Consider the following 16477-nt stretch of genomic DNA (forward strand, 5'->3'; position numbering starts at 1 on the left):
TGGAACCACCTGATCCCATCCCGAACTCAGCAGTGAAACGATGCATCGCCGATGGTAGTGTGGGGTTTCCCCATGTGAGAGTAGGTCATCGTCAAGATTAAATTCCGAAACCCCAATTGCGAAAGCAGTTGGGGTTTTGTTTTGTCCGCAGGAAAGTTCGTACAGCAATGACGGACAGGTCCCCGCTGTCATCGTCTACCTACGTAGTGCCGCCCGCGCCAATCGCGAGCAAGCTCAGCCTCAAATGACTAAACCCCCGGTACCGGGCAACTCATATCACCCTCCTGACACTTCAAGTACTGCTTGAACGTCTGAACCCGCGACTGGGTCCTTCTGACTGTCCGGGTTGCTTTTGAGCCGTGAAGTGATCTGCTGATACAGCGCGTTCAGCTCCTTGTCGGCCGCCGCATGCTGTTGCGCCGCGCACTGACTCATCGTCGACGGGTCACTGGCGTTTCCGCAATCCACGGCGAAAACGGGGGAGGTCAGCAACAGCGGTACCATTGCCAGTAGAAAGCGTGAGGAACATGGGGGATGCTCGCGGTTATCAGGGGAAATTGCGGTGCAGTGTAGCGAAGGGGCATTCGCTTGCTCTGCCAGCAGACTCCGACTCTTCCAGAACTTATGCCCGAAAATGCAGCCGAATATTTCGAACAGAATTGATCGCGTATCCTGATTAGTACAACTTCAGGGTTGGTCTTATGGTCTTACTGACCTACTGTTCAAGTACAGGAGGTGACTTATGAACCCAGCATCTGATCGCATCGAAAGGAAAATCCTGCTCAAGGCCAAGCGTTCGCAGGTCTGGCGCGTGGTGGCCAATGCCGAAGTGTTCGGGCAGTGGTTCGGCGTGGCGCTGGAGGGCAAGCGTTTTGTCGCCGGTGAGTGGACGCAGGGGCAGATTACTTACCCCGGTTATGAGCATTTGCGCTGGAACGTTCTGGTAGAGCGGGTTGAGCCTGAGCGGTTGTTTTCGTTTCGCTGGCACCCGTATGCCGTTAATCCGGAAGTGGATTACACCCAGGAGCCCACTACGCTGGTGAAGTTCGAGCTTGAAGACATGGATGACGGCACCTTGCTCAAAGTGTCCGAGTCCGGTTTCGATCACATTCCCCAGGCTCGACGGGAAAAGGCCTTCCGCATGGACAGTCGCGGTTGGGAGGAGCAGATGAACAACATAGAACAATTTCTGACCGACAGTGCCAAGGCCCGCCAGCAGGAGGACGGTTGATCCAGTTATCCGCTACAGGTCGGGAAAATCAAGGCGTCCAGGCTTGATGCCTGAGGTATCTAAGGGTTTTCGGAAAGTGCTTTATAGCGAATGTCTTACACGCGGTGGTAGTGATGTCGCCTGTTGCCCATTGGATCCGATGCGTAATCTGGCCTCACCCACTGAAGCACAGGAAGTGCTCAGGATCATGGATGATCGACCATAGGCAAGGAATGCCGCGACAAGGAGTCGTCATGGTCTTGGAAAAACCCGCTTCGGCGGGTTTTTTTGTGGGCGGTGAAAAGTCATGACTGCGGGCATTTGCATCCCGCAGCCATTTTTTCACTGACGGTCGAGCTTTGCCGCTGCGCGCTGAGTAATCTCGGCGCGCAATTTCAACGAGCCCGCAGCACGTTGGCGCGCTTCTTCAAGGACGCTGGTCGACGCTGTTTTGGGGCTGCCCGCCGCAAATGGCGGTGCCGGGGCGTATTCCAGTTGCAACTGCACCAGCTCGGCGGTGGCCTGGTCGAACAGCTCTGCGGCCAGGGTCAGGGCAAAGTCGATACCGGCCGTGATGCCGCCACCGGTCAGCAGGTTGCCGTCGCGAACGACACGATCTTGCACGGGGATGGCCCCTAAGGGCGCCAGCAGTTCGTGGTACGCCCAGTGAGTGGTGGCGCGTTTGCCCTTGAGCAAGCCTGCCGCACCGAGCACTAGCGAGCCGGTGCACACCGAGGTGACGTAACGCGCGTTAGCAGCTTGGGTCTTGATAAAGGCCAGGGTTTCGTCGTCCTCCATCAAAGGGCCGACGCCACTACCACCGGGGACGCAAATCACATCGAGGGCCGGGCATTCGTCGAACGTAGTGGTCGGTTTCAGCAGCAGGCCGGTGCTGGCGCTGATGGGCATCAGGTCCTTCCAGATCAGATGCACCTTCACATCCGGTAGTGAGGCCAGTACATCGTAGGGGCCGGTCAGGTCCAGTTGTTGAACCTGTGGAAACAACAGAAAACCGATCTGCAACGTCATGGCGCTTTTCTCGTGAAGTGGGTAGACGGTTTGACTGTAGGCTCGTAGTCTTTGGCGCATACGCCAATCTCCCCACGAATTACGCCAAATGCCGAAAACCATTCACGTACTTGCCTTCGCCAACGTGCAATTGCTCGACGTCACCGGGCCGTTGCAGGTATTTGCTTCGGCCAATGACATTGCCCGCCAGCAAGGATTGCCGTCGCCCTATGCGCCGTCGGTGATCGCCAGTGGCGGCGGGGCAGTCATGTCATCGGCAGGGCTGGCATTGCTGGCTGAACCGTTACCGGAGCAAGGCAGCGACACCTTGGTCATTGCCGGAGGCTGGGGCGTTTATGCGGCGGCGGAGGATGCTTCGCTGGTAGCGTGGGTACGCGAGCATGCGCGGGATTGCCGACGGGTTTCTTCGGTGTGCACGGGGGCGTTCCTGCTGGCGGCCAGCGGCTGGCTCGATGGTCGGCGCGTCGTGACGCACTGGACCCGTTGTGAGCAACTGGCGCAGCAGCACCCGCAATTGCAAGTCGAACCCAACCCGATATTCATCAACGACGGCCCGGTCTGGACCTCGGCCGGCGTCACGGCGGGCATAGATCTGGCGTTGGCCATGGTGGAAGAGGACCTCGGGCGGAGCATGGCCTTGGAAGTCGCCCGGCAACTGGTGGTGTTTCTCAAGCGTCCGGGTGGTCAGTCGCAATTCAGCGTGACCCTGTCCTTGCAAAAAGAAGGCAACCGGTTCGATGAGCTTCATGCCTGGATCAGCGAGAACCTCACCAAGGACCTCGGCATCCCGACACTGGCCCTTCAGGCCTGCATGAGCGAACGCAGCTTCGTCCGGCATTACCGCGCCGACACCGGCCAGACCCCGGCAAGGGCCATCGAACTGATTCGGGTCGAGACCGCTCGACGTTTGCTCGGCGACACCGGCGTGCCGATCAAACGGGTCGCGGTGCAATGCGGCTTCGGCAGCGAAGAAACCCTGCGCCGCAGTTTCCTGCGGGCCTTGGGCGTGACGCCACAGGCCTATCGCGAGCGATTTTCTGTTAGCGCCCCAGGTCCGGAGCCCGGTCCTCGTCAGGCTTCTGTTTCCGCCAGCTGATTGAAGTACTTCGTCCGATCCGGTGTAAACGTCACCACCATTGCGGTCCGTGAGCAGGTCAGCGCGCGTTCTTCGCTGAGATCAACGTCCAGATCCTCCCCACGCAAACCCTGCCATTGGGCGAGGTATTTGAGGGAGCCGTACTTTTCGAGTTTCTTCAGGCTACGGCTAACCCCGCCTTTCCAGCCCAGCACCGGCAGTTCGCCGTCGAGGCATTGCTTTGCAAGGTCAGGGAAGCGGGCGGCGCGCTGGCGGCCAACTTCCCAGCATTTGATCAGGCCCTTGTCGTGGGCTTCCCAGAGTGCTTCGCGGTTCAGACCGGTTCGAAGGGGAGTGTCGATGCTGCGATGAATGCGTTGGGTCATTCTGGTTCCTTGAATTCCGGGGGTGTTGGACAGCTCCGCTGTACCCGTTGGATCTGGATGTTAGGTGGGGATTTAATGGCTGGCAACAGGGTATTGCGACGAGTTTGCGGTGGTTTTGTTTAAGGGACGTAGGACGCCGATTGAGCAAAATTTGTGGCGAGGTAGCTTGCTCCCGCTGGGTTGCGAAGCGACCCAAAAGCCTGACAGTGCGATCTGTCAGATATATAGCCATTGCAGGGTTTACGACTGCTGCGCAGCCGAGCGGGAGCAAGCTCCCTCGCCACAAGAGTTCACTTGTTTATGAGGGTGATCTCACGGCTGCCAAAAACTCTTTTCCCCACTCAATTTCCGATCCAGAAAACACGCCGCATTGTTCATCCCAGAAATTGTCCCAGATGTCGGCGCGGCGTAGATAGCCTGGCGAGGCTGGTCCTAGCGGGCGAACGGCGCCGCCGTGGCCGGAGAGATGCGGGAGTTCTATCTCCGGCAGTTCCTGGCGGCCGTCGATGGCATACAGGATATTGAGCTTCTTCGGCTTGCCCAGGCGCATGAAGGCGTAGACGGTGAACGAGGCGTCGCGGATCCAGGTGAAGCGATAATCCCAGTTGCGTTCACCCCCTGGCGTTTCCGGCAGGCCGAAGGTCGCGGCGGCGAGAATGGCCCCGTGTTTGCGTGAGGTCAGCAGCTTCATGGCCAGGCCCGACCGCTGACCAGGCAAATCCGTCGCATCAGCAGTGGCGTGTCGTCCTCGGTATCGCCAATCGGCAGCAGATCGGTAACCTCGACCACTGCGCGGTCACTGAGCCAGCGGGTTTGCAGCACGTTGGTGTCGGGCAGGTAGATTTGTTCGCGACGGGCGTCGGGCAAGTCCGGCGACAATTGGAAAATGCCCGCGTCGGGGCTGTCCAGCAGCGAGCAGAAGATCGACGGGCTGTCGAATTCCGGCCAGCAGAAAAAGTCCACGCTACCCTTGTCATTGATCAGCGCCGCACTGCGCATGTCCCCGATGATACCGTGGGCGTCGATGGGGCTTTGGCGTTCGGGGTGATCAGCCATTGTCGCGAAACTCCGGCAACCAGGGGCCTATGTAGCTGACTGGTCCGGGGCTATGAGAGTTCATTTGGCGAGGGAGGTGAGTTGTCTGTTCTGGCCCCATCGTGAGCAAGCTCGCTCCTACAGTGGAATGCACTCCCTGTGGGAGCTTGCCCGCGATAGGGCCTTCACATTCAACCAACAAATTGCTGCTTTCCCGCCGGTCAGCCGTTATGGCAATTTGCAGACCCCTGATTAGATATGTACCCCATGGCCAACCCCTACCGCGAACTCTTCAAAGCCCCTGGCAGTGGCGCATTCGTACTGGCGGGCATGATCGCGCGCATGCCGATCTCGATGACCGGCATCGGCCTGATCACCATGCTCTCGCAGTTGCACGGGGGCTACGGACTGGCGGGTGCGGTGGCGGCGACTTTTGCGTTGGCCACGGCGTTTTGTGCGCCGCAGGTGTCGCGGCTGGTGGATCGATATGGCCAGGGGCGTATTCTGCCGGTGTCGGCACTGCTCGGTGGCGGGGCGCTGTTGCTGCTGTTGCTGTGCACGCGGTTGCAGGCACCCAACTGGACGCTGTTTGTCTTCGCCGCGTTGGCCGGGTGTATGCCGAGCATGTCGGCGATGGTGCGGGCGCGCTGGACCGAGGTGTATCGCGGCCGCCCGGAGCTGCAAACGGCCTACGCCCTGGAGTCGGTGCTGGATGAAGTCTGCTTCATCGTCGGGCCGCCGTTGTCCGTGGGTCTGTGCGTGGTGGCGTTCCCCGAAGCGGGGCCATTGGCCGCATTACTGGCGCTGGCCATCGGGGTGACGGCGTTCGTCTTGCAACGCAGCACGGAACCGCCGGTGCACCCCCACGAAGAACATCATCAAGGCTCGATCATTCGTTCCCGCGACATTCAACTGCTGATGCTGTTGATGGTGGCCATGGGCATCATCGTCGGCGTGGTGGACGTGGTCAGCGTGGCTTTCGCGCAGCAGCAGGGCCAACCTGCGGCGGCGAGCATCGTGCTTTCGGTGTATGCAATCGGCTCGTGCCTGGCGGGATTGGCGTTCGGTGCGTTGCGTTCCAAGTTGCCGCTGCCGCGCCTGTTTCTGTACGGCGGGGTGGCGACGGCGGTGACGACGTTGCCGTTGTTGTTGGCGGTGAACATCCTCGGCTTGTCCCTGGCGGTGTTTGTCGCCGGCTTGTTTTTTGCGCCGACGCTGATTGTAGCGATGGCGTTGATCGAACAAATCGTGCCGCCGGCCAAACTCACCGAGGGCCTGACCTGGCTGGTCACCGGGCTGAGCATCGGCGTGGCGATTGGCGCCGCCGGTTCGGGGTGGCTGGTGGATGCGTTCGGCGCGCGAAGCGGGTTCTGGCTGGCGATTGCGGCGGGGGCGGTGGTGCTGGGTTCCGCCATTTCGAGCTATCGCCATCTGAAATGATGTTTCCATGGAAAATGTCTGTACGACTAATTCCCGGCATACCTCATCCGTTCACCAATCAGACAACTTTCGAGGAAGAGCCCGGTGACCCAGCTGACATTGCTGTGCCTGCCCTATTCAGGCGCGAGTGCCATGGTCTACAGCCGTTGGCGGCGCAAGCTGCCGGAGTGGATCAAGCTGCAACCGGTGGAACTGCCGGGGCGGGGCGCGCGGTATGGCGAGCCCTTGCACACCGACATGCGGCGCCTGGCGCTGCAACTGGCCCATGAAATCAAAGCCACGCTCAAGGCGCCATACGCACTGTTCGGTCACAGCATGGGCGCGTTGCTCGCCTGCGAAATGGCCCATGCGTTTCGCTCGCTGGGCTGCCCGGAGCCGGTCGCGCTGTTCGCGTCCGGCACCGCCGCGCCGTCCCTGCGCGCCGACTACGACCGGCAATATGCCGAGCCGAAAACCGATGCTGAACTGATCGAGCAACTGCGCACCCTCAACGGCACCAGCGAAGAGATCCTGGCCAACGAAGAACTGATGAGCCTGACCTTGCCGGTGCTGCGTGCGGACTTCCTGTTGTGCGGGCGATTCGAGCCGGTGCAGCGGCCCTTGCTCAAGTGTCCTGTGCATGTGCTCGGCGGCAAAAACGATCGCGCCACCACCGAGCAGTTGATCGGCTGGAGCCAGGAAACCCGCGGCAGCTTTTCCGTGGACATGCTGGCCGGTGGGCACTTCTTCATTCATGAACATGAAGCCAAGGTGCTGCGGGTGATCAAGGATCAGCTCGAAGTGCATCATCGGCGGTACTCCATGGCTGCGAGCGCCTGATGATCGATTAATCCCGTTGTAGGAGCTGGCTTGCCAGCGAAGGCGGTCTTGCAGGTGGCACCATTTCTCCTGTCATGACCCTGTCGCTGGCAAGCCAGCTCCTACAAGAGCGGTGCGATTTACTCCCCTTCTGACACCTATTTCATTCGCTAATTTTTCCGGTCTGCATTCGTTTGATAAGGACGACGTGCCTTTGTGCTTCCCGCCACTGATCCGGATGCCTTGAAAATGAATGCTGAAGACTCCTTGAAACTTGCTCGCCGGTTTATCGGGTTGCCCCTGGAAAAGCGCCAGATGTTCCTCGCGGCATTGGCCAGGGAAGGCGTGGAGTTCGCCCGCTTTCCGATTCCATCCGGCGTCGATGCCGAGGATCGTCAGGCACTGTCTTACGCCCAGCAACGCATGTGGTTTCTCTGGCAACTGGACCCCCACAGCGGCGCCTACAACCTGCCGGGGGCGGTGCGGTTGACCGGGCGTCTGAACCTGTCGGCGCTGGAGCAGGCATTCGCCAGCCTGGTGGCTCGTCACGAAACCCTGCGCACGGTGTTTGCCCGCGATGCCGATGACAGCTTGCGGCAAGCCCCGAGCGCTGAGCCGCTGCGAATCGAGCACGTGGACTTCAGTGCACTGCCCGCCGCTGACCGTGAACGCGCCGTGGCTGAAAGCGCAGAGCAACAATCGGTATTGCCGTTCGATCTCGCAGTCGGCCCCCTGCTGCGGGTGACCTTGCTCAAGCTCGCCGAGCAGGAACATGTCCTGCTGCTGACCCTGCACCACATCGTCTCCGATGGCTGGTCGATGAACGTGCTGATCGACGAATTCATCGGCTGCTATGACGCGTTCGATGCAGGCACGCAACCGCAACTCGCGCCGCTGCCGATCCAGTACAGCGACTACGCCCTGTGGCAGCGTCGCTGGCTGGAGGCGGGCGAGCAGGCGCGGCAACTGGCCTACTGGCAGGCGCAGTTGGGCGATGAGCATCCGGTGCTGGAATTGCCACTGGATCACTCGCGTCCGGCGATGCCGAGTTATCGCGGCACCCGCTTCGAATTCGCGGTCGACGCACAACTGGCCGAACACCTGCGCTCTACCGCGCAGAAACACAACGTCACCCTGTTCATGCTCTTGCTCGGCGCGTTCAACGCGCTGCTGCATCGCTACACCGGGCAAACAGACCTGCGCGTCGGCGTCCCCATCGCCAACCGCAACCGGGCGGAAATCGAAGGGCTGATCGGTTTTTTCGTCAACACCCAAGTGCTGCGTACGCAACTGGACGGCCAGACGCGGGTCGACGACTTGCTGCGCGCCATCAAGGAAACCGCCCTCGGTGCCCAGGCCCATCAGGACTTGCCGTTCGAACGTCTGGTCGAGGCATTGAAACTGGAGCGCAGCCTCAGCCACACGCCGCTGTTCCAGGTGATGTACAACCATCAGCCGCACGTTGCGGACATGGCTTCGGTGAGCACCGCTTCCGGTCTTGAACTGAGTAGCGTCGACTGGCAAAGCCGCACCACCCAGTTCGACCTGACCCTCGACACCTGGGAGAAGGGCGGCAAGCTGCATGCGGCGCTAACCTACGCCAGCGACCTGTTCGAGGCCGACACCATCGCACGCATGGCCGGGCACTGGACGCGTCTGTTGCAGGCGATGGTCGACGACTCGACGCAAAAAATCGGCGAGTTGCCGATGCTGACGGCGGATGAACAGCAAGTGCTGGTGCATGACTGGAACCGCACCGCCGAGGTTTATCCTGTCGAGCAGTGCATGCATCAGTTGATCCAGGCCCAGGCCCGGCGCACACCCGAGGCGCCAGCCTTGGTGTTCGGTGAGCGTCAGCTCAGTTACGCGCAACTCGATGCACGCAGCAATCAACTCGCCCATTGCCTGCGCGAGCACGGTGTCGGTCCGGATGTGTTGGTGGGGATTTGCGTTGAGCGCTCGCTGGAAATGGTCATCGGCCTGCTGGCGATTCTCAAGGCCGGTGGCGCCTATGTACCGCTCGACCCGGAGTACCCGGCCGAACGCCTGACCTACATGATCGAAGACAGCGCGATTGGCTTGCTGCTCAGCCAAAGCGCATTGCTCGCCGCGTTGCCGACCGAGGGCGTCAAGGTCATTGCCCTCGACCAGCAAGGGGACTGGCTCGACGGCTACAGCGAAACCTGCCCGCAGGTTGAGGTGCACCCGCTGAACCTGGCCTATGTGATTTACACCTCCGGCTCCACGGGCAAACCCAAGGGCGCCGGTAACAGTCACGCAGCGCTGGTCAACCGTTTGTGCTGGATGCAGCAGGCGTACGGGATCGATGACAGCGACTCGGTGTTGCAGAAAACTCCGTTCAGTTTTGACGTCTCGGTGTGGGAGTTTTTCTGGCCATTGATGACGGGCGCACGTCTGGTGGTGGCACCGCCGGGTGCGCATCGGGAACCGGCGCGGTTGATCCGGATCATCAAGGATTACGGCATCAGCACTTTGCATTTTGTGCCGTCGATGTTGCAGGCGTTTATCCATGAGCCGGGTGTCGAGACGTGCTCAAGTCTCAAGCGTATTGCCTGCAGTGGCGAAGCGTTGCCGCTCGACGCACAGTTGCAGGTGTTCGCCAAACTGCCGGGCGCCGGGCTGTACAACCTGTATGGCCCGACCGAGGCCGCCATCGACGTGACCCATTGGACCTGCATCGACGAAGGCGCCGACAGCGTACCCATCGGCCGTCCCATCGCCAACCTGCGCACCCATGTGCTGGACGCGCAGTTGCTACCGGTCCCGGCGGGCGTGGCGGGGGAGTTGTACCTCGGCGGCGCCGGGCTGGCGCGCAGTTATCACCGGCGCCCGGCGCTCACTGCCGAGCGTTTCGTGCCGTGCCCGTTCCATGACGGCGCACGGTTGTACCGCACCGGCGACCGCGTGCGCCAGCGTGCCGACGGCGTAATCGAATACCTCGGTCGCCTCGACCATCAGGTCAAACTGCGAGGCCTGCGTATTGAGCTTGGCGAAATCGAAACCCGCCTGATGCAGCATCCGCTGGTGCGCGAAGCGGTGGTGCTGGTGCAGGGCGGCAAGCATCTGGTGGCGTACCTGGTGCTGGAAAACGCCGACGTCGATGCGCAATGGCCGCCAACCCTCAAGGCCTGGCTATTGAGCTCTTTGCCGGAATACATGGTGCCGACTTACCTGATGCCGCTGGACGCCTTGCCGGTGACCGCCAACGGCAAGCTCGACCGCAAGGCCTTGCCGCTACCGGAAGCCGCGCCGCAGCAAGCCTTCGTCGCACCGCAGGATCCGATGCAAACCGCGCTGGCGCAGATCTGGCAGGACGTGCTCGGGCTGGAGCGTGTCGGTCTTGAGGACAACTTCTTTGAGTTGGGCGGTGATTCGATCATCTCTATCCAGGTGGTCAGCCGTGCCCGTCAGGCCGGAATTCGCCTGAGTCCGCGTGATCTGTTCCAGTACCAGACGGTGCGCAGCCTGGCATTGATCGCGCTATTCGACAGCCACAGCGCTGTCGATCAAGGCCCGGTCAGCGGTGAGGTGATTCTGACCCCGGCGCAGCGTTACTTTTTCGATCAGGCCATCGCCCAGCGTCAGCACTGGAATCAGTCGCTGTTGTTGACGCCGCGAGAGGCGTTGAACCCTCAAGCGCTGGAAGCGGCACTGGTCAAGGTCATCAATCACCATGACGCCTTGCGTCTGCGCTTTATCGAAAGTGCTGACGACTGGAGCCAGCGTCATGCATCACCGGTCGAGTCTTCAGGATTGTGGCAGCGTCGTGCGTTGTCGACCGAAGAACTGACCGGGCTCTGCAATGACGCGCAACGCAGCCTCGATCTGGCAGACGGACCGCTGTTGCGCACTCTGCTGGTCGACCTCGACGATGGCAGCCAACGCCTGTTGCTGGCGATCCATCACCTGGCGGTGGATGGCGTGTCGTGGCGGGTGTTGCTCGAAGACTTGCAGCAGGCCTATCGGCAAGTGGCGTTGCCCGCGAAAACCAGCGCCTATCAAACCTGGGCCGCGCACCTGCAACAGCACGTCCAAACACTCAGTGAGCAGTTGCCGTACTGGCAGGCGCAACTGGCTGACGCGCGCGACTTGCCGTGCGACAACCCGCAGGGCAGTTTGCAGCATCGCCACGGGCACAAGATCGAATCGAAACTCGACGCAGGCTTGACCCAACGTTTGCTGCAACAAGCTCCGGCGGCTTATCGCACCCAGGTCAACGACCTGTTGCTCACCGCGTTGGCGCGGGTCATCTGTCGCTGGAGCGGGCACGACTCGACGTTGATCCAGCTCGAAGGCCATGGCCGCGAAGACCTGTTCGACGGCCTCGACCTGACGCGTACCGTCGGCTGGTTCACCAGTTTGTTCCCCGTGCGCCTGCAACCCGAGGCTGAGACTTGTGATGCAATCAAGGCGATCAAGGAGCAACTGCGCGCCGTACCGGCCAAGGGTTTGGGTTATGGGCTGCTGCGCTATCTCGGTGAACCGGCCCAGATCGAAGTCTTGAAAGGCTTATCGGCGCCAAGGATCACCTTCAATTACCTCGGGCAGTTCGACCGTCAGTTCGATGACGAGGCGCTGTTCGTCCCGGCCTCGGAGAGCGGTGGCCAGGCCCAGGGCGACGACGCGCCGCTGACCAACTGGCTGACACTGGAAGGCCAGGTCTATGGCGGACAACTCACGCTGCAATGGGGTTTCAGCCGCGACATGTTCGCCGACAGCACGGTGCAGCAACTGGCCGATGCCTATGCCGAAGAACTCAAGTCGTTGATCGAGCATTGCTGCGCGACAACGGCGGGCCAGGTCACGCCTTCGGACTTCCCGCTGGCGCAAATCACTCAGGCGCAACTGGACGCTTTGCCCGTCGCCGCGCCCGCCATCGAGGACGTTTACCCACTGACGCCGATGCAGCAGGGCATGCTGTTCCACACCCTGTACGAACCTCAGGCCGAGGCCTACATCAATCAATTGCGCCTGGATATTCAGGGCCTTGAAATCGCGGCGTTCGGCCGGGCGTGGCAGGCGGCGATCAATCGCCACGACATCCTGCGCAGCAGCTTCCACTGGCTGGGGCTTGAGTGCGCGCATCAGGTGATTCATCGCCAGATCGACCTGCAACTGCAAGTGATCGAAGCAGACGATATCGACCTCGATGCTTTGGCAACTGAAGCGCGCAGCCGTGGTTTCGAACTGAGCAGCGCGCCGTTGTTTCGCTTGATGCTGGTGCGTCGGGGCCGCGAAGACTGGCACCTGATCTACACCTGTCATCACATCCTCATGGACGGCTGGAGCAACGCGCAATTGCTCGGCGAAGTCATCCAGCACTATGCCGGCCAGACGTTGGCCAAGCCGTTGGGACAATACCGCGACTACCTCGGCTGGATTGCGCAACAACCGCTGCCGGCCGCCGAGCAGTTCTGGAAACAGGCACTGGCGCCGCTGGAAACCCAGACGCTGTTGGCGCAAGCCTTGCCGGCGCCGGTCGAAGGGCGAGGTATGGGCGAGCATCAACTGACTGTTGAAAGTGCCGCGCTGCAACGCCTGAGTGATTTCGCCCGCCAGCAGAAAATCACCCTCAACACCTTGCTTCAAGGTGCATGGGCGCTTCTGTTGCAGCGCTACACCGGCCAGTCTTGCGTGGCCTTCGGCGCGACGATTGCCGGGCGTTCCGCGTCGTTGCCGGGCATCGAGCAGCAGTTGGGATTGTTCATCAACACCTTGCCGATCATTGCCCATCCGTCAGCGTCGCAATCGGTGGGCGATTGGCTCAATCAACTGCAAACCCTGAACCTGAGCCTGCGTGAGTTCGAACACGTGCCGCTCTACGATATTCAGGGCTGGGCCGGGCAGCAGGGGGCGCTGTTCGACAGTCTGCTGGTGTTCGAAAACTTCCCGGTGGCCGAAGTCCTCAAGCAAGGCGCGCCAGCGGGCCTGACCTTCGGCGCGCTGCACCATCACGAAATCACCAGTTACCCGCTGACCCTCGGTATTGAAGTCGGCACCGCGTTGCGTCTGGATTTCAGTTTCGACCGCAGCCGGTTCAGCGCCGCGCAGATCAGCCAGTTGGGCGCGAGTCTGTTGCAGGTGCTGGCGCAGTTCGTAGCCCAACCACAGCAGGCACTCGGTGCTGTCAGCCTGCTGGATGCTCAGGCCCAAGACCGAGTACTGCGTAACTCGCGTCCACCGGCAGCGCGACTGGACAGCCCGTTGCTGGTCCATCAGCGTTTCGAGCAGCAAGCGACATGCACACCCGATTCGCTGGCGGTGGTAGCGGGTGACGAACGCCTGACGTACGCCCAACTCAATGCGCAAGCCAACCAACTCGCCCATCGCCTGCGCGCCCACGGTGTCGGGCCGGGGCAGCGGGTCGGCCTGTCGGTACGGCGCAATGCGCGGATGATCGTCAGCCTGATGGCGATCCTCAAGTCCGGCGCCGGGTATGTGCCGCTGGACCCGGATTACCCGGGCGAGCGCCTGGCCTACATGATCGAAGACAGCGGCATCGACCTGCTGCTGGCGCAATCGGGCCTGCTCGCCGATGTACTGCTGCCGCAAGGTTTGCCGCGCCTGACGCTGGACTTGAGCGAAGACGCCGGGTACTCCACCGACAACCCGGACAACCTTGCCAGCGCCGAAGACCTCGCGTACCTGATCTACACCTCCGGCTCCACCGGACGCCCGAAAGGTGTGTGCCTGGCCCATGCCGCACTGCGCGAGTTCTGTGTGATTGCGGCGGATTATTCAGGCCTGACCCCTGAAGACCGCGTGCTGCAATTCGCCACGTTCAGCTTCGACGGCTTCGTCGAGCAGTGCTATCCACCGCTGTGTGTGGGCGCGGCGTTGGTGATGCGCGGCGATGAACTGTGGGACACCGACATGCTTTATCACCAGATCATTGAGCATGACGTGACGGTGGCGGACTTGCCGGCGGCGTATTGGTTCTTGCTGTCCCGGGAGTGGGCCGCTCAGCCTCGGCGCGACAAGGGGCGTTTGCGTCAGGTCCATGTCGGCGGCGAAGCCATGTCCCTAGAAGGCTTGAAATTGTGGCACGCCGCAGGATTGAGCGATGTGCGTTTGCTCAACACCTACGGGCCGACCGAAGCGACCGTGGTTTCCAGCATCCACGAATGCACCCTGGCCGATACCCGCAACCCCATCGGCGTGCCCATCGGTAAAGCGCTGCCGGGCCGTGCGTTGTATGTGATCGACACAGAGGGTCATCTGCTGCCGAGCGGTTGCGTCGGCGAGTTGTGCATTGGCGGTGATGCGGGACTCGCCCAGCGCTATCACCAGCGCCCGGACTTGAGTGCCGAGCGCTTCATCGCCGATCCGTTTTCCACCACACCGGGGGCGCGGCTGTACCGCAGCGGCGACCTCGCACGCTATCGCGAAGACGGCGCGCTGGAGTATCTGGGGCGCATCGACCATCAGGTGAAAATCCGTGGCTTCCGGGTCGAGTTGGGTGAGCTCGAAGCGCACCTGCAAGGCTTGCCGATGATCAGCGAAGCGGCGGTGCTGGTGCACGAAGCCGTGGGTGGCAAGCAGTTGATCGGCTACGTGGTGCCGGCCAATGCCGAACTGCTGAGCACAGATTCGCGTCAACTCACCGACACCGTTCGCCGCGCCTTGGGTGAGCGTCTGCCGGATTACATGCTGCCCGCGCAATTGGTCCTGATGGCCGCGCTGCCGCTCAATCGCAACGGCAAGCTCGACCGTGCGGCGCTACCGGCGCCGGACGTCTGGGAAGCGGCCACAGGCACCGCGCCGCAGGGTGAGCTGGAAAACCAGCTGGCGCAGATCTGGCAACAGGTGCTGCAGATCCCACGGGTCGATCGCGAAAACAGCTTCTTCGAACTGGGCGGGCATTCGTTGCTGGCCACGCAGATCGTCTCGCAGATACGTCAGCGCCTCGGCCTGTCGGTGAGCCTGCGTAGCCTGTTCGAACACCCGCGCCTTGAGGATTTCGCCGCGCAGGTGCAAACCCTGCAACGCATCTGCGAGCGCCCGGCGCTGGTGGCGGACACTGGCGGCGAGCGGCAGCCGTTGTCCTTCGCTCAGCAGCGCTTGTGGTTCCTGTGGAACCTGGAACCGGACAGTTCGATGTACAACATGCCCGGTGCGTTGCGCCTGCGCGGTGAACTGAAACTTGAAGCCTTGCGCCAGACCTTCGACATTCTGGTGCAGCGTCATGCCGTGCTGCGCACCACTTTCTACGAGGAGGACGGCCAGGCTTGGCAGCGCGTGCAGGGGCAATTGCCGTTGAGTTTTGATGCCATCGACCTGCGGCATTTGCCATCGCCGGATAATGAGGCCCAGCAGTTGGCCCGCGAAGACGTCGCCCGGCCATTCGATCTGCGCCACGGTCCGCTGCTGCGAGTCCGCGTGCTGCGGGTCGCGGATCAGGAACACGTGCTGCTGTTGACCGTGCACCACATCGTTGCCGATGACTGGTCGTTCCGCATCCTGATCAACGAGTTCGTGACGCTGTACCCGAGCCTCAACCGTGGCGAAACGCCTCAACTTCCAGCCCACAGCGTGCAATACGCCGACTTCGCCAAATGGCAGCGTCAGTGGCTGGAGCAGGGCGGGGAACTGCAACGCCAGCTCGATTACTGGCAGCAGCGGCTCGGTGAGCCACTGCCCGTGCTGGAGCTCCCGGCTGACGGCGATCAACGCACGGCCGCGGAAGGCGCCAATGCGCATTTCACCTTCAGCGCAGAACTGAGCCAGCAACTGCGCGACTTCGCCCAACAGCACGATCTGTCGCTGTTCATGCTGCTGTTGGCCGGTTTCACCCTGGTGTTGCGCCAGCGCACCGAGGTCAATCGCGTGCGCATCGGCACCGATATCGCCAACCGAAATCAAGCCGAGCTTGAAGAAATGGTCGGCTTCTTCGTTAACCAATTAGTTCTGCAAATTGACGTGGAGGTCGAGCAGTCGGCCAGGCAGTTGCTGGACGCGTGCCGTCGCGCGGTGCTGGAGGCTTCGGACCATCAAGACCTGCCGTTCGAGCGACTGGTGGAAGCCTTGCGCTTGCCGCGTCGGGCCGGACGCTCGCCGCTGTTCGACATCAAGCTGATTTACCAGGAAGGCGTCGGTCGCCTGCCGTCGATGCAAGGCTTGCAGGTCGAGGACTTTGCGTCGGGGCGTCAAGCCGCCGAGATCGGCATGGTCGCCGCGTTCTACAACGACGCCGAGCACGTTCACCTGAGTTTCGAGACACCGGCCGGCCAGTACTTGCCGAGCACGCTGGAATGTCTGTTCGAGCAGATTCAGGCCGTGCTGCAAGCGCTGTTGCGCGTCGACGAGTTGAGCGTGGGCCAATTGCTGGAGGTGGCCACGGACGTGCAGCGCCGCGCCGAAACGCGCCTGAGTGAACAACGCAAGGCCTTGCTCGGCGGCGCCATGGCGATCAAGCGACGCTCGGCGAACCGCGGCGCGCCGACCGCGCAATCGGCGGCGGACTGATTCAGTCGACGGTGCTCA

7 protein-coding genes, 1 rRNA gene and 2 pseudogenes are annotated in these 16477 nt (G+C 61.7%); 6 read left to right on the forward strand and 4 right to left on the reverse strand.

The window, feature by feature from the left end:
• Positions 1-97: ribosomal RNA gene (gene rrf, locus CKW19_RS17970) — 5S ribosomal RNA — on the forward strand; the annotation flags it as partial.
• Positions 98-248: 151 nt separating this feature from the next.
• Here the strand turns inward: rrf and CKW19_RS17975 are convergent.
• A pseudogene (locus CKW19_RS17975) lies at positions 249-504 on the reverse strand (lysozyme inhibitor LprI family protein).
• 238 nt (positions 505-742) lie between these two features.
• On the opposite strand from CKW19_RS17975, the gene CKW19_RS17980 reads away from it, so the two are divergent.
• Entirely contained in the window at positions 743-1231 is a 489-nt protein-coding gene (locus CKW19_RS17980; protein ID WP_095059056.1) for an SRPBCC family protein, read from the forward strand.
• Positions 1232-1552: 321 nt separating this feature from the next.
• Here CKW19_RS17980 and inhA read toward each other — a convergent pair whose 3' ends face one another.
• Positions 1553-2239 carry an isonitrile hydratase gene (gene inhA / locus CKW19_RS17985; RefSeq protein ID WP_095059057.1) on the reverse strand — a complete coding sequence of 229 codons (687 nt, stop codon included), beginning with the start codon at positions 2237-2239 and terminating at the stop codon, positions 1553-1555.
• Between the two features lie 88 nt (positions 2240-2327).
• On the opposite strand from inhA, the gene CKW19_RS17990 reads away from it, so the two are divergent.
• Positions 2328-3335 (forward strand): GlxA family transcriptional regulator, encoded by a 1008-nt coding sequence (locus CKW19_RS17990; RefSeq protein ID WP_095059058.1) that lies wholly within the window; start codon positions 2328-2330, stop codon positions 3333-3335.
• Here the strand turns inward: CKW19_RS17990 and CKW19_RS17995 are convergent.
• Together CKW19_RS17995 and CKW19_RS18000 are read right to left on the reverse strand one after the other, a co-directional pair.
• Positions 3311-3700: a hypothetical protein gene (locus CKW19_RS17995; protein ID WP_095059059.1), complete on the reverse strand. Its 390-nt coding sequence runs from the start codon at positions 3698-3700 to the stop codon at positions 3311-3313. The two genes, CKW19_RS17990 and CKW19_RS17995, sit on opposite strands and share 25 nt — an antisense overlap.
• Before the next feature lie 445 nt (positions 3701-4145).
• Positions 4146-4756 (reverse strand): annotated as a pseudogene (locus CKW19_RS18000) (trehalase-like domain-containing protein); the annotation flags it as partial.
• Positions 4757-5002: 246 nt separating this feature from the next.
• On the opposite strand from CKW19_RS18000, the gene CKW19_RS18005 reads away from it, so the two are divergent.
• The 3 genes from CKW19_RS18005 to CKW19_RS18015 all read left to right on the forward strand — a co-directional run bounded on the left by CKW19_RS18005 (position 5003) and on the right by CKW19_RS18015 (position 16459).
• Entirely contained in the window at positions 5003-6175 is a 1173-nt protein-coding gene (locus CKW19_RS18005; protein WP_095059060.1) for an MFS transporter, read from the forward strand.
• 84 nt (positions 6176-6259) lie between these two features.
• Positions 6260-6994 (forward strand): thioesterase II family protein, encoded by a 735-nt coding sequence (locus tag CKW19_RS18010; RefSeq protein ID WP_095059061.1) that lies wholly within the window; start codon positions 6260-6262, stop codon positions 6992-6994.
• A gap of 228 nt (positions 6995-7222) precedes the next feature.
• Complete coding sequence (locus tag CKW19_RS18015; protein WP_095059062.1) at positions 7223-16459, forward strand: non-ribosomal peptide synthetase; 9237 nt, start codon at positions 7223-7225, stop codon at positions 16457-16459.
• The last annotated feature ends 18 nt before the right edge of the window (positions 16460-16477 follow it).

Source organism: Pseudomonas sp. Irchel s3f7, from assembly GCF_900187615.1.
GTDB lineage: Bacteria > Pseudomonadota > Gammaproteobacteria > Pseudomonadales > Pseudomonadaceae > Aquipseudomonas.